Origin of the sequence: Polaromonas sp. (assembly GCF_031411155.1) — a bacterium.
Taxonomy (GTDB): Bacteria; Pseudomonadota; Gammaproteobacteria; order Burkholderiales; family Burkholderiaceae_C; genus Polaromonas.
Genome location: NZ_JANOAL010000081.1, coordinates 1 through 12376 on the forward strand (window position 1 = coordinate 1; position 12376 = coordinate 12376).

13 protein-coding genes and 1 pseudogene are annotated in these 12376 nt (G+C 64.0%); 9 read left to right on the forward strand and 5 right to left on the reverse strand.

What is annotated here, in order from left to right:
• The 4 genes and pseudogenes from RMO23_RS04630 to RMO23_RS04645 form a co-directional block, all read left to right on the forward strand.
• Nucleotides 1-192, forward strand: a pseudogene (locus tag RMO23_RS04630) (ABC transporter C-terminal domain-containing protein); the annotation flags it as partial.
• 155 nt (nt 193-347) lie between these two features.
• Nucleotides 348-2024: a phospholipase D family protein gene (locus RMO23_RS04635; protein ID WP_309678928.1), complete on the forward strand. Its 1677-nt coding sequence runs from the start codon at nt 348-350 to the stop codon at nt 2022-2024.
• A 233-nt stretch (nt 2025-2257) separates the two neighbouring features.
• The gene (locus tag RMO23_RS04640; RefSeq protein WP_309678929.1) at nt 2258-2932 is read left to right on the forward strand and encodes a hypothetical protein; all 675 of its coding nucleotides are present in this window, start codon (nt 2258-2260) and stop codon (nt 2930-2932) included.
• Between the two features lie 58 nt (nt 2933-2990).
• Nucleotides 2991-5744 (forward strand): hypothetical protein, encoded by a 2754-nt coding sequence (locus tag RMO23_RS04645; protein WP_309678930.1) that lies wholly within the window; start codon nt 2991-2993, stop codon nt 5742-5744.
• Nucleotides 5745-5853: 109 nt separating this feature from the next.
• Here RMO23_RS04645 and RMO23_RS04650 read toward each other — a convergent pair whose 3' ends face one another.
• Both RMO23_RS04650 and RMO23_RS04655 read right to left on the reverse strand, forming a co-directional pair.
• Nucleotides 5854-6807: an NmrA/HSCARG family protein gene (locus RMO23_RS04650; RefSeq protein ID WP_309678931.1), complete on the reverse strand. Its 954-nt coding sequence runs from the start codon at nt 6805-6807 to the stop codon at nt 5854-5856.
• Nucleotides 6808-7184: 377 nt separating this feature from the next.
• Complete coding sequence (locus tag RMO23_RS04655) at nt 7185-7481, reverse strand: GYD domain-containing protein (RefSeq protein ID WP_309678932.1); 297 nt, start codon at nt 7479-7481, stop codon at nt 7185-7187.
• 346 nt (nt 7482-7827) lie between these two features.
• Here RMO23_RS04655 and RMO23_RS04660 point away from each other — a divergent pair, with 346 nt between their 5' ends.
• Both RMO23_RS04660 and RMO23_RS04665 read left to right on the forward strand, forming a co-directional pair.
• Nucleotides 7828-8154: a GYD domain-containing protein gene (locus RMO23_RS04660; protein WP_309678933.1), complete on the forward strand. Its 327-nt coding sequence runs from the start codon at nt 7828-7830 to the stop codon at nt 8152-8154.
• Between the two features lie 652 nt (nt 8155-8806).
• The gene (locus RMO23_RS04665; RefSeq protein WP_309678934.1) at nt 8807-9409 is read left to right on the forward strand and encodes a nucleotidyltransferase domain-containing protein; all 603 of its coding nucleotides are present in this window, start codon (nt 8807-8809) and stop codon (nt 9407-9409) included.
• Here RMO23_RS04665 and RMO23_RS04670 read toward each other — a convergent pair.
• Nucleotides 9389-9625 (reverse strand): hypothetical protein, encoded by a 237-nt coding sequence (locus RMO23_RS04670; protein ID WP_309678936.1) that lies wholly within the window; start codon nt 9623-9625, stop codon nt 9389-9391. The two genes, RMO23_RS04665 and RMO23_RS04670, sit on opposite strands and share 21 nt — an antisense overlap.
• A gap of 58 nt (nt 9626-9683) precedes the next feature.
• On the opposite strand from RMO23_RS04670, the gene RMO23_RS04675 reads away from it, so the two are divergent.
• The 3 genes from RMO23_RS04675 to RMO23_RS04685 are packed head-to-tail and all read left to right on the forward strand — an operon-like array spanning nt 9684 to nt 11109.
• Nucleotides 9684-10097 carry a hypothetical protein gene (locus RMO23_RS04675; protein ID WP_309678937.1) on the forward strand — a complete coding sequence of 138 codons (414 nt, stop codon included), beginning with the start codon at nt 9684-9686 and terminating at the stop codon, nt 10095-10097.
• Nucleotides 10098-10111: 14 nt separating this feature from the next.
• Nucleotides 10112-10696: a type II toxin-antitoxin system MqsA family antitoxin gene (locus RMO23_RS04680; protein WP_309678939.1), complete on the forward strand. Its 585-nt coding sequence runs from the start codon at nt 10112-10114 to the stop codon at nt 10694-10696.
• Nucleotides 10687-11109, forward strand: coding sequence for a hypothetical protein (locus RMO23_RS04685; RefSeq protein WP_309678941.1), 423 nt, complete (start codon nt 10687-10689; stop codon nt 11107-11109). Before RMO23_RS04680 ends, RMO23_RS04685 begins: the two co-directional genes overlap by 10 nt.
• Before the next feature lie 102 nt (nt 11110-11211).
• Here RMO23_RS04685 and RMO23_RS04690 read toward each other — a convergent pair whose 3' ends face one another.
• Together RMO23_RS04690 and RMO23_RS04695 are read right to left on the reverse strand one after the other, a co-directional pair.
• Nucleotides 11212-12018 (reverse strand): ParA family protein, encoded by an 807-nt coding sequence (locus tag RMO23_RS04690; protein WP_309678943.1) that lies wholly within the window; start codon nt 12016-12018, stop codon nt 11212-11214.
• Between the two features lie 69 nt (nt 12019-12087).
• On the reverse strand, nt 12088-12376 hold a 289-nt coding region (locus tag RMO23_RS04695; RefSeq protein ID WP_309678945.1), incomplete at its 5' end, for an enolase C-terminal domain-like protein.

Consider the following 12376-nt stretch of genomic DNA (forward strand, 5'->3'; position numbering starts at 1 on the left):
CGCGAACTCGACGGCCTGCCGGCACTGATCCAGCAGCTCGAAGCGCAGCAAAAGGCGATAGCGCAGGAGCTGTTTGACGGCACGCTGTACACCAGCAACGCCAAACGTGCGGCCGAGCTGAACGCGCGCAACAGCAAGATCGAGGAAGAACTGATGGCCGCGCTGCAGCGCTGGGAAACGCTGTCGCCTTGAAGGCAAAGGGCGAAGGGAAAGAGGCGAAGGGAAGCTGCGAAGGGAAGCGGCGTTTAAGGCGGCAGGGTCAAGCCGCAGGCCTACAGCAAGTGTAGGCAGAATGGCAGGCCGCCAGCGGCTTCAAACCACCGGCTTGCGCTACAGTGGTTTGCACCATGCCCCTTCCTGTTCCGCCCGGCGCCGCCAGCGCTTTTTCATCCTTTTTGTCCCCGCGTCCTGGGGCTGCACGCTGGCTATGCCTGCTGCTGCTGAGTCTCTGGCTGGCGGGCTGCGCCTCGCTGCCCACCGACGTGGACCGGCCGGTCTCGACCGCCCTGGCCAACCCGTCGGAAACCCCGCTGGGCCAGCTGGTGGCGGCGCGCGCGGCCAAGGCCAGCACCCGCAACGACTCCGGCTTTGCCCTGGTCGGCAATGCCGAGCTGGCCTTTACCAGCCGCATGACGCTGATCAAGGCGGCGCAGAAAACGCTGGACATCCAGTACTACGCCATCTTTGCCGACGACACCACCGAGCGCCTGTTTGACGCACTGCGCGAAGCCGCCGGCCGGGGCGTGCGCATCCGCATCCTGCTCGATGACTTCAACACCTCGGGCAAAAACGCCCAGGTGCTGAAGCTGGCGTTTGAGAAAAACATCGCCATGCGCCTGTTCAACCCCCTGCCCGGCGGCCGCAGCTCGATGTTTTTCCGGATTCTGAGCAACCTCAAGGACGTGGACCGGATGCAGCGGCGCATGCACAACAAGATGCTTGTCGCCGACAACGCCGTCGCCATCACCGGCGGGCGCAATCTGGGCGAGACCTACTTCGGCCAGAGCGAAGGCAGCAACTTCGTCGACATCGACATCCTGGCCGCCGGCCGTATCGCGCGCGACCTGTCGGGCAGTTTTGACCAGTACTGGAACAACCCGCAGGCCTACCCGGTGCAGTCGCTGATGACGGCCGCGCAGATCGAGGCGCTCAAGCCGGCGCCCGCCGTTTCGTCCCCGGCCCAGGTCAATCCGGCCAGCGCCGCACCCGCCTCGGCCACCAACGAAGCCCCCAGCAGCCCGCCGGCAGCGGCAGCGGCCTCCGCCCCCCCGCCGGCCCTGCCCGAATCCACCGACCTGAGCCTGCTGCCCTGGACCTGGGCGCCCTCCGTCATGCTGGTCGACAAACCCGGCAAAATCGCCGCCGACGCCGACAGCACCGAAGCCTCGCAGGACACCGCCGTGGACGGCCTGCTGCAGCTGATGTCGCAGTCCACGACCGAGGTGCTGATCGTCTCGTCGTACTTTGTGCCCGGCGAGCTGATGATGAAACAGTTTGCCGACCTGCGCCGGCGCGGCGTGCGCATCCGCGTGCTGACCAATTCGCTGGCCTCCAACGACGCCCCCGCCGCCCATGTGGGCTATGCGCGCTACCGCCCAGCGCTGCTGGCCATGGGCGTGGAACTCTACGAAATGCGCGCCGAGCAGGAAGGCTCGATCACCAGCTTCGGCTCATCCGCCGGCAGCACCGGCCAATCGCGCACCAGCCTGCACGCCAAGGTGGTGGTGATGGACGGCCGCCTGCTGGTGGTCGGCTCCGTCAATCTCGATTTGCGCTCCAAGCTGCAAAACAGCGAGGTCGCCCTGATCGTGCGCAGCCCGGTGCTGGCCGCCGAGGCCAGCCGCATGATAGAGCCGACGCTGAACAAGGGCGCCTGGCGCGTCGAACAGCGGGACGGCCAGCTGGTGTGGCGCGCACCGCAGGGCTCGGGCCTGCAAGACGCGAGCAGCGAGCCCGATGCCAGCCTCGGGCTGCGGCTGATGCTGAAGGTGATCGGGCCGCTGGCGCCGGAAGAGATGCTGTGAGGGCCTTTTCCCCCATTTTTTGCACTTTTTGGCCACCAGCCCAATAACTATAAGCACATACAGCTATCTAATTAATAGCAACCCGGGGGGCTCAAAAACCCTGAGGACGGGCTGGAAAGTCCCAAGCAGCTGGCGCCAGCCGCCCCGCCCTGGCCGTGTTCATCTTGCATTTGCTTACCGGATAGCTTCACCACAAGGAACCGGGCCGGTTACCGTGGAAAAAACCGTTCACCATGTCCAACGCCCTTGCTCCGCAGAACAGTTGCGCCCCCCGTGCGGTCGGCCCGACACGCGGCGCCGGCGCCGGCGATGCCGGGCGGCTGGCGTGGCGCGGCTCGGCTCAGGCCGGCCTGTGCTTGTGGGTCGCCTGCATCGCCGCCTGCGGCGGCGGCAGTAGCGGCGGCAACGGCGCCAGTACCGATCCCGCCGGTCCGGCCGCATCCGTTACAAATGACGCCGCCACTGTAAGCGGCGTGACCGCCGGCGTCAGCGCCCTGGGCCGGCGCAACGCGCTGGCCGAGACGACGGTGGTGCTCAATCCCGCGCCGGCCGCGGCTGGCCCCGACCGGGCCAATCCCGCCGTGGCCGGCAGCGCCGCCTTTCCCGTCAGTGTTGCGGTCGATGCGGCCGGCAATCTGTATGTCACCCAGCGCGATAAAGCCATCCGCAAGATCACGCCCGCGGGCCTCATCAGCCTTCTTGCGGAGAATGACGGCGCCATGGCGGCAGACGCCGGCCCGGACAATGCCCTGACCGTCGCCGCGGACGGCGCCGGCAATCTGCAGGTGAGCGACGCGGCGCGCTGCACCCTTCGCCGGATCACGCCAGCGGGCCGGGTCAGCACGACCCGCCTGCCCCGATTGCCGGGCGGACAGCCGTGCGCCGCCATGCATGGCGCCCAGGGGTGAAGGCAGTCCAAGAAGATGACGCGACGCATTGCCGGCGGCGCACCCAAGGAGATGCATCATGAAGATTTGCCGTGTTTTCATTGTGGGGCTGTCGCTGCTGTCGGCGCTGCTGCTGCCGGGTCTTGCCTCGGCGCTGCCGCCGCCGGCGCCTACGCTGCTGGCGCCGGCCAGTGGCGCCAGCGTGCTGGTGCCGTTCACCATTTCCTGGTCAGCGGTCAGCGATCCGGGCGGCATCGTGGCCTACAACTGGCAGCTCAGCAACTCGTCGGGTTTCTCGACCGTGCTCAAGCTCGATTCGACCAGCGGCCAGACTCAAGGCACGGTCAGCGGTCTGGCCACCGGCAGCTATTTCTGGCGCGTCCAGGCGGTCAACAGCGCCTTCGAGCAGGGCGCCTGGTCGCCGGCGCGCAACGTCGTCGTCACCGGCGCCAGCGCCGCATCGCCGGGCACGCCCAGCCTTAATCCGCCGCTCGGCTATTCGACCTTCCACCCCTGGGAGAACATGAAGTTCAGCTGGAGCGCGGTGCCGGGCGCGGCCAGCTATGTTTTCGAGGCTTCCACCGACCGCAACTTCCCGGTCGGCGCGATCCGCTTCGACAACATTCCCGATGCCACGACCGGCTTCGCCATCGGCAATCCCGAAGGCAACTACTTCGGGCGCGTGCAGGCGGTGAGCGCCGACGGCATTGCCGGCGTGCCGTCGAACGCGGTGCCGTTCTCGGTTTTTTACGGCAACCCGGTGCCGCCGCCGCCGGCACCGCTGGCACCGGCCAATGACGCGATACTGACCCTGCCGATCACGCTGCAGTGGGCGCACACGATCAACCCGCAACCCTCGGGCTACGAGGTGCAGGTGTCCTCCAGTTCCACGTTTTCGACCAACGAAACGCCGACCACCGTGCAGCTGACCGAGCCGGGCACCAAGCTGCTGTCGCTCAGCGCCGGCAATAAATTCTGGCGCGTGCGCTCGCACCAGGGCATGGCCTCGCCGACCACCACGGCCGTCACCGCCTGGTCCGCCACCGGCCGCTTTACCGTCAGCACGGCGCCGGCCCGGCCGGTGTCGGTGACCCCGGTGCGGATCCCGCTGTACAGCGGCGACGACACTTTTGTCGAGGTCCAGCTCAGTGCGGCCGTGCCCGCCGGCGGCGCCAGCATCGCGCTGGCCAGCTCCAACCCGGCCGCCGCGCCGGTTCCTGCGACGATCGCGATGCCGGGCAATCAGGGCTGGACCCAGTTCCAGATGCTGGCCGGGCAGGTGACGTCGCCGACGCCGGTAACGCTGACCGCCACCCTCAACGGCGTGTCCGCCTCCAGCCAGTTCACGCTGCAGCCGCCGTCGCTGAAGACCCTGACGATCACGCCGACCACCACCAGCGGCGGGGTGCCGGCTGGCGGCAGCGTGCAGCTCAATGGCCAGGCCCCGGCCGGCGGCGCCGTGGTCAGCCTGAGCAGCAACTCGCCGGTGGCCAGCCCGCCCGCCACCGTCACGGTGCCGGAGGGCAGTTATTCGGTGCCGTTTGCCCTGCCCACGAGCGACGTGGGCGTGAAGACGCCGGTCACCCTCAGTGCCAGCTGGAACGGCGGCACGGTGCAGGCGCCCATCAGCGTGATGCCGTCGCCGCAGCCGGTGTCGCTAAGCCTGCTGCCCGCCACCGTGATTGGCGGCGGCCCAGGCTCGGTCGATGGCAGCGTCAGCATCGCGTCGGCCGCCAGCTTTGACCAGTTCCTGCGCGTCACCAGCAACAACCCGACCGTGCTGCCCTTTTTGTCGTCCAGCGTGATGATTCCGGCCGGCAGCACGCGCGGCCTGATCCAGCTGCTGCCGGGCGCGGTTTCGGTGGCCACCGTCGTTCGCATCTCGGTCAGCGGCGGCGGCATCACGCGCTCGGCCGACCTGACGGTGAACCCGGCCGGCACGCCGCCGCCACCCACCACCCTGGCCAGCTTCAAGGTCAGCCCGCTCAGCGTGGCCGGCGGCACACCCGCCACCGGCACCGTCACCCTGCCCAGCGCGGCGCCCGCGGGCGGCATCAGCGTGAGCCTGACCAGCAACCTGCCCGGCGCGGCCACGGTGCCGGCCAGCGTGCTGGTGCCCGCCGGTGCCAGCAGTGCCAGCTTCACTGTGACCACCTTCCCGTCGGCCAGCACCACGGTCCAGCTCTCGGCCCGGCTGGTCGATTCGATCCTGTTTGCCGCGCTCGGCGTCGGCCCGGCGACCGCGCAGCCGACCCTGTCCGGGCTGACGCTCAATCCCGCCAGCCTGGTCGGCGGCGGGTCCGCCAGCGGCAGCGTGACCCTGAGCGCCGCCGCCCCGAGCGGCGGGGCCACGGTGTCGCTGAGCGACAACACGAGTGCCGCCGTCACGCCGGCCAATGTCACCGTGGCGGCGGGCGCCAGCAGCGCCAGCTTCACCATCAGCACCAGCGCGGTCACGACCTCCACGGCGGCGACGCTGTCGGCGGTGTACGCCGGTGTCACCCGGACGGCCACGCTGACGCTGAATCCGCCGGCGAGCACGGCACCGCCAGCGCCCTCGCTGCTGAGTCCGGCCAGGGACGCGACGCCGGCGCAGGCGGTGACTTTCGACTGGGCCGACGTGAGCGGCGCGGTGGCCTACCGGATCCAGATTGATGATTCGAGCACCTTCGCCGCGCCCTTCGTGGTCGATCAGGTGGTCACGGCGTCGCAGTTCACGGCCGGGCCGCTCGCCAGCAGCCGCCAATGGTGGCGCGTGCAGGGCGTGAACGCGGCGGGCACGGCCGGAGCCTGGTCGTCAGCCCGGCGCTTCACGCCGCAGACGGCACCGTAACCGCCTGCCGTTTGGAGGCCTTTTAGGCCGCCAGCCCAGGCAGATAGTGCGCATGCAGCTATTGAATTAATAGCATTTAGCGGGCCACCCGCCGCCTGGCTTGGCCCCGCTAGGCCAGCGCAATGCGGTCCTTGTTCTGCGCCAGCCAGGCATCGAAGGTCTGCAGCGCCGGGTTCAGCGCGCGCGATTGCGCCACGCTGCGCGCGGCGCAATAGCTCTCTTCAAAGTCGCGCTTGAACTGGAACATATTGCCCAGGTCGTCCGCCCCCGGAAAGCCGAAACCGCGGTACGCCTCGGGGCTCACCGCGTTGTAGTTGACCGGCTGCCCCAGCGCCCTGGCCAGTGCGGCCGCCATCTGCGCGCCGGTCAGCTGCTCGCCGGCGATGCCTATGCTCTGGCCTAGGGTGGTGGCGCCCTTCTTGAAGATGCCGTAGGCGCACTTGCCTATGTCCTGGGCCGCGATGCCCGGCAGCTTTTTGTCGCCCATCGGCAGCGTGAAGGCCAGTTGGCCGTCTGGCCCCTTCTTGGGGCCCATGCCAAAGTGGATCAGGTTGTCCCAGTAGAACGAGGTGTACAAAAAAGTGACAGGCAGGCCCAGTTCGGTAAACACCTTGTTGGACTCGCCCTTGGCATCGAAATGCGGCACCTTGTAGCTGCCCATCAGGGTCGGCATGCGCTGGTCCGACAGCGCAATCCACTGCCGCGTGTCCTCCAGCGTGGACCAGATCACATGCTTGACGCCGGCGGCCCGCGCCGCTGCCGCCATGTGGCGGGCCTCGGCCTTCTCCCTGTCGGGCGAGAAATGCGCCCAGTAAAAGGTCACGAAATAAGCGCCATGCACGCCTTCAAGCGCCGCCGCCAGGCTGGCCTCGTCATCAATGTCGGCCGCCACCACGTCGGCACCGAGCAGGGCCAGCTGCCGGGCCGGCCCGGAACTGACGTCACGGGTGATGGCCCGCACGCCAAAGCCGCCGTCCGGGTCGTCCAGAATCGCCCGCACCAGGCCGCCACCCTGCGCCCCCGTGGCGCCCACCACCGCAATGATTTTTCTGGATTCAGCCATGACAACGCTCCTGGTGATTGAAGTTGACGTCAAAACGCGGGGCCGCGAACCGACCCAGCCGGGACAGTCTTGCAGGCCCTGCCCGCCGCCGCCCTGCTGTTTTACAGATGGTTATCAATTTCACACAAAGTGCAGCAATCGTCCCGCAAGCCGATGCGCGGGCTTGTTTTTGCGCGATTTCCATGCCATTTTGGTGCCTGGTCCAATCGACACGGTCATATTCAGCTATTAAATCAATAGCGCACAACCGCCTGCCCAGCGCGCCCTGCTTCGGCAGCTCACAGGCACCTCCCCCGTTCGCGCCGGGAGATGGTCGCCAATCGCTTTTCACGACAGGCCCGGTTCATCTCCTCTCAAGCCGCAACAGGGCCGCTGCGCTACGAGGCCAATTTGGCAAGAATGCCGTTCATCTCGTCCTTGGAGAAGGCCCGCAGGGTTTGCGTGCGAATATTGCCCGCCACGCCAATCGCCAAGGCGAAGGTGGTGGCCGACTCATCGTCCGGCGCCTCGATGATCGCCACGACATCATAGGCACCCTGGGTCCAGTAGATTTGCGTCATCTTGGCCCCAAACCTCCCCGCAGCCTCCTTGACGGCATCGGCACGTTTGGTGGTGTCCTTGACGCTGCGAATGCCTTGATCGGTAAAGTTGGAAAGTGCAATGTAGGTAGCCATGCTTTTTCTCCTGTGGGCATAGGGGGCCTGACACCTTGAATCGGCCAGCGACGGCCCCGTCGCGCTGGCCCATCATGCAAATTCAGCCACGGCCGCAGGCCGCACCGATCTTTATTGGCGCGGGATCAGGTCTTCAACCGAAAAGCGCCGGACAAGGATGCTACTCCTGTTGCCGCCCCTCTTGCAATGCGCAGCTTTCGACGGTCCGGTGCAGAGGGCCTGCGCGCGACGGATGCGCCCTTACTCGGAAAACTACGCGGATTGCCTTGGAAGGAACCGGGGTATAGAGTCGCAGCTGCCACATCCCGTGGCAGGCGCCGCCGCAAATCGGCGGGAGGAGAAATGTATGCCCACCTACATGACAAGCTTTGTCTACAACGGCGAAGGCTGGCAAAAACTGGCCAAGAATCCTGAGGACCGCAGCATTCCGGTGAAAGCCTTGATGGAAAAGCTGGGCGGACGTTTGATCAGCATGTATTACATGGCGGGTGACTATGACGGCTTCATCATCTACGAAGCGCCCGATGCCAAGGTCGCTGCCACCGCAGTCGTCGCTGTCGGGCTTGCCGGGCATATCCGCACGCTCAAGACTTCACAGCTCTATACCGTTGCCGAAGCCACGGAAGTGATGGGCAACGCGGGAAAATTGGCCTACCCCGCGCCCAAGGGATAGATGCTGCAAGTTGCCGACCGCGACGATGCTCACGTACTTCGGGGAGGCAACCACACTTGACTGGCCCCGATGATCTGCGCCGACTGTTCCCGGCATCATCGATTTGATGGTGGAGAGTCAAAGTGCGGTCAAAGGTCTTGCAGTCATGCATTTGTTGTCTTGCAAGACCCCCCGTTTTTTCGCCCGCTTTTTCTATTGACGCGTTCAAGGGCTGCTCCACCAAGGCGCTTGCACAGCGGGCTTGTGTTTGAGCTTGGCCGCGCACCGGGCAAACGGCTTGTCAAAAGTAATCAGCCGCCCGGGGGCGGCGCTGAACGCCGCACGCTTGCGGTCAAGGCGGTTCAGAGCGACATTTTGCTGCGCTCCGGCGAGGGAGAGATGGCGCCAGAAAATGCACGAGGGGAGACCCTTGACTTCTGGCATGGCACCGTGACGCTACAAATTTCATAGCTACTGACGCACGTTCCACCTGGGCCACAGGCCAAAATGATCCACGAAACGGGCAAAATGCCGGCTTCGCCGCGTCTCGCAAGCATGCCAGGGGTCCGATACCGAGTACGTGAAAGATTACCTGCCTTTGAACCAGTTTATGTAGCCAAAAACACTTCGTTAGTAGCAATTAAAGCTGCAATCGAAGCAACTAAAGCTACATATGCTGACCGACCTTCTCTTTGGAAGCTACCGCAAAAAGGTGCTGAGCCAGTTATTGCTCCATCCGGACACGGATTACCACGTCCGTGAACTGGCCCGGCTCACACACACCGCCGCAGGCACCTTGCACAAAGAACTGGCGCGGCTTGCTGCAGCGGGGCTGTTGCTGCGCAAAGAGCAGGGCAACCAGGTGCGCTACCAGGCTAACAAGCAATGCCCGGTCTTCCCGGAACTTGCAGGTTTGCTGCGCAAAACCACCGGTGCAGCGGAAATCCTGACCAACGCGCTGAGGCCGTTGAAACCGCCGGTGGCGCTACTTTTCGGATCCATGGCCAGCGGGCTAGAGACCGCCAGCAGCGACGTGGATGTGCTGGTCATCGCCGACGCGGGTTTTGCCGACGTGGTGCGAGCCACCCACCCGGCACAAGCCGAGCTGGGCCGCGAGATCAATCCCGTGGTCTACAGCGCCGAGGAATTCCAACGCCGCATCCAGGAGCAGGACCCTTTTGTTCTGGACCTGCTGGCAAAACCGAAGATTTTTTTGATGGGAACCGAACATGACCTTAGCCAACTTGCTGGCCATTCAGCGCCTGCTGGCGTTTAATGCCACGCCGCAGGGCGTGCAGGCGTGACCGTGCAAAGTTTTCACAGCGGCTATTTCAAGTCTTATCCGCTTCCACTCCCCGACCTCCCCACCCAACGCGCCATCGTCGCCGAGATCGAAGCCGAGCAGGCCCTCGTTAACGCCAACCGCGAACTGATCCGCCGCATGGCGGCCAAGGTAAAAGCCGTGATTGGACGGGGTGTGGGGCAAAAGCATCGAAAACCATGGTTAAATATCCAGCAATCACCCGTCTCTCATCTAAAAAATTACCATAATGGTAACTTTCAACATCCTTTCGGAGTACAGTCAAGATCCGCCAACAGAGTTTGGGCGGTTCAAGATTGCTGTGGGCCCGCTGTACGACTTGGCGCGCGTACAGGCATTGGCAGAGGATGAAGACAAGCTCCTGGCATGGACCAAAAAGTGCCGAAACGATGTAGGTAAATTTTTCGCTGGAGATTACGCGGAAGTTGCTGCACTCATTAAGAGCCTCAAAGACCGTGACTACATTGACTCTGAATGGTGCGAAAACGGCAGTGGCCGCATTGCAGCCTGTGATGCCTACAAAGTGCGGCGGGTCGAGGAAGTGCCTGGCACCGGCAAGCGCGACACGTTTGCGTATTTTTTGAAATTTGCGATTGGTAAAACTGGCAATTTGGTTTTGGTAGTTTCCTGCCATACCAGCTAGACGTGGAGAAAGACATGGAAACGAAAGAGCTCTGCCCGATTTGTGGCGAAGGTCATGTGACCTCGCTCGTGGAGATGGTTGAGAGCGAATACAAAGGGCAAACGACGATGTTGCCCTCACACTACCGGCTGTGCGATGCCTGCCACTCGGACTTTGCGGGGGCCAAGGAAGGCAAGCTGAACAAGCGCGCCATCATGGCGTTTCGCAAGTCGGTCGATGGCTTGCTGACGGGTGCCGAAATTTGCGCACTGCGCGAGAAATACAAGCTGACGCAAACCCAGGCCGCCAAATTATTTGGTGGCGGGCCTGTGGCGTTCAGCAAGTACGAAAACGATGACGTTTCGCAGTCCGAGTCAATGGATTCGCTGTTGCGACTGATTCGCCGTAGCGAGGTTTCTTTCTGGGAGCTGGCCGAGGAAAAAGGAATGACCGCTGAGCTGGCACCTGCCGTGAAAGCCGAAACCATCGAGAAAACACGCACAGTTACCGTTCCAGCAACCAACGTTGTTTCGATGGCTGGTTTTCGGGGTGGCAGCGTCCGCACTTCGGCGAGGGCAACTTTTACGACGGCGCTCAATGAGGAAAAGCAATGGAAATAGCCAGCTTGCGCCCGAAGCTGGTTTCGCTTCGAGCTACCAGCTTTCACGGAGAGAACAAGGCCGTCTCAAGTGGAAATGAGCCATGGAATATTCAGCTCACCCAGACGATTGAGGTTGGCCTGGGCGCGGCGAAAGACGTTGCTGCGCCCTTGCAAGCTATCGTGAAGATTGATCTTTTGGCTAAAGCATCCAAAGCAGGCGCAGAAGACCAGTTGGCCGAATTCAGTGGCAGCTACGAAGCCAGGTTTGACTACCCGGCCACGGCAACTGAGGCGCAGATTCTTCCTCTGTTTGAGCATGAGCCTTATCAATACGTGTTGGTAGCGCAAGCCTTCCCGCTGGCCATGACGCATTTCCGCCGCGAAATGCAGTCCATGGGCTTTGATGCACGCGAACTTCCACTAGGCATTTAGCCTCAACCGCACCTTTCGTCGGCAAGAATCACGGCGTCGGCTACGGCATCTGAAGGGCTCCACACCATCAGCATTGACCCGTGCCGTCGCCGACGACTGACGTCAGGCACGGCGCCGACTCTTTGCTTCCGCCTTGACCTCCCCACCCCGCAACACCCCATGCAAAGCCACCAGCGCCTGCGTCAGCTTGTGGTTCGGCTCCATGTAAATCATGGGCAGGGACTGCTCGTGCGATTCGCGGATCTTGACCGAGGACGGCAGGTAGGGCTGCAGCACCGGCAGGCCTTCTTCTATCAGTTCGTTGACCAGGCGCTGGGGCAGGTTGGCGCGCGCCTGGAACTGGTTGACGACGATGCCTTCGACCACCAGTTCGGGGTTGTGGTCGGCGCGGATTTCCTGCACGTTGTCCATCAGCGTGTACAGCGCCTTGCGCGAAAAGTCGTCGCAGTCAAACGGAATCAGGCAGCCGCGCGCGCCTATCAGGGCCGAGCGGGTGTAAAAGTTGAGCGCCGGCGGCGTGTCGATGTAGATGCGGTCGTACACCGTGGCCAGTTGCTGCAGGGCTTCGCGCAGCTTGTAGATTTTTTGCCGTGACTCCAGCTTGGGCTGCAGTTCATTCAGGGCCGGGCTGGACGGCATCAGGTGCAGCCGCTCGTGCGGGGTGGCGACGATGAAGTCACCCACCGGCACGGCGCGAAAGCTGTAGCCCAGCGAATGCTCGAAAAGCCCCGCGACATTGGGCTGCTCGTCACGGGCCTGGGCGCCCAGCAAATAACTGCTGGAGTTGCCCTGCGGGTCCAGGTCAATCACCAGGGTGTTCAGGCCCTGGCTGGCACTGATGGCGGCCAGATTGCAGGTGATGGTGGACTTGCCCACCCCCCCTTTTTGGTTGAAAACGACAAGTGGCATGACGCAGTTCCTTATGCGGGGAATGGATGGGCGGAGTGACTCAGGTACAGCCCCGGATTGTGCACGCCTTCAGCGGTCAAGCGCAGGCCGCTTGGGGTCAAACTTCCAGCCTGGCAGCAGACTTTGCATGGCCACGGCGTCGTCGCGCGCGCCCAGGCCGTGCTGCTGGTAAAGCTGGTGGGCTTTTTCGACCTCCACCATGTCGAGCTCGACACCGAGGCCGGGCTTCTTCGGCACCTGCACCAGGCCACCCACGATTTGCAGCGGTTCTTTCGTCAGGCGCTGGCCGTCCTGCCAGATCCAGTGCGTGTCGATCGCGGTGACCTTGCCCGGTGCGGCGGCGCCGACCTGGGTGAAC

Coding starts and splice junctions, on each gene's coding strand:
- RMO23_RS04635 (WP_309678928.1), top strand. CDS start 348: ATGCCCCTTCCTGTTCCGCCCGGCGCCGCCAGCGCTTTTTCATCCTTT.
- RMO23_RS04640 (WP_309678929.1), top strand. CDS start 2,258: ATGTCCAACGCCCTTGCTCCGCAGAACAGTTGCGCCCCCCGTGCGGTC.
- RMO23_RS04645 (WP_309678930.1), top strand. CDS start 2,991: ATGAAGATTTGCCGTGTTTTCATTGTGGGGCTGTCGCTGCTGTCGGCG.
- RMO23_RS04650 (WP_309678931.1), bottom strand. CDS start 6,807: ATGGCTGAATCCAGAAAAATCATTGCGGTGGTGGGCGCCACGGGGGCG.
- RMO23_RS04655 (WP_309678932.1), bottom strand. CDS start 7,481: ATGGCTACCTACATTGCACTTTCCAACTTTACCGATCAAGGCATTCGC.
- RMO23_RS04660 (WP_309678933.1), top strand. CDS start 7,828: ATGCCCACCTACATGACAAGCTTTGTCTACAACGGCGAAGGCTGGCAA.
- RMO23_RS04665 (WP_309678934.1), top strand. CDS start 8,807: ATGCTGACCGACCTTCTCTTTGGAAGCTACCGCAAAAAGGTGCTGAGC.
- RMO23_RS04670 (WP_309678936.1), bottom strand. CDS start 9,625: ATGCTTTTGCCCCACACCCCGTCCAATCACGGCTTTTACCTTGGCCGC.
- RMO23_RS04675 (WP_309678937.1), top strand. CDS start 9,684: ATGGTAACTTTCAACATCCTTTCGGAGTACAGTCAAGATCCGCCAACA.
- RMO23_RS04680 (WP_309678939.1), top strand. CDS start 10,112: ATGGAAACGAAAGAGCTCTGCCCGATTTGTGGCGAAGGTCATGTGACC.
- RMO23_RS04685 (WP_309678941.1), top strand. CDS start 10,687: ATGGAAATAGCCAGCTTGCGCCCGAAGCTGGTTTCGCTTCGAGCTACC.
- RMO23_RS04690 (WP_309678943.1), bottom strand. CDS start 12,018: ATGCCACTTGTCGTTTTCAACCAAAAAGGGGGGGTGGGCAAGTCCACC.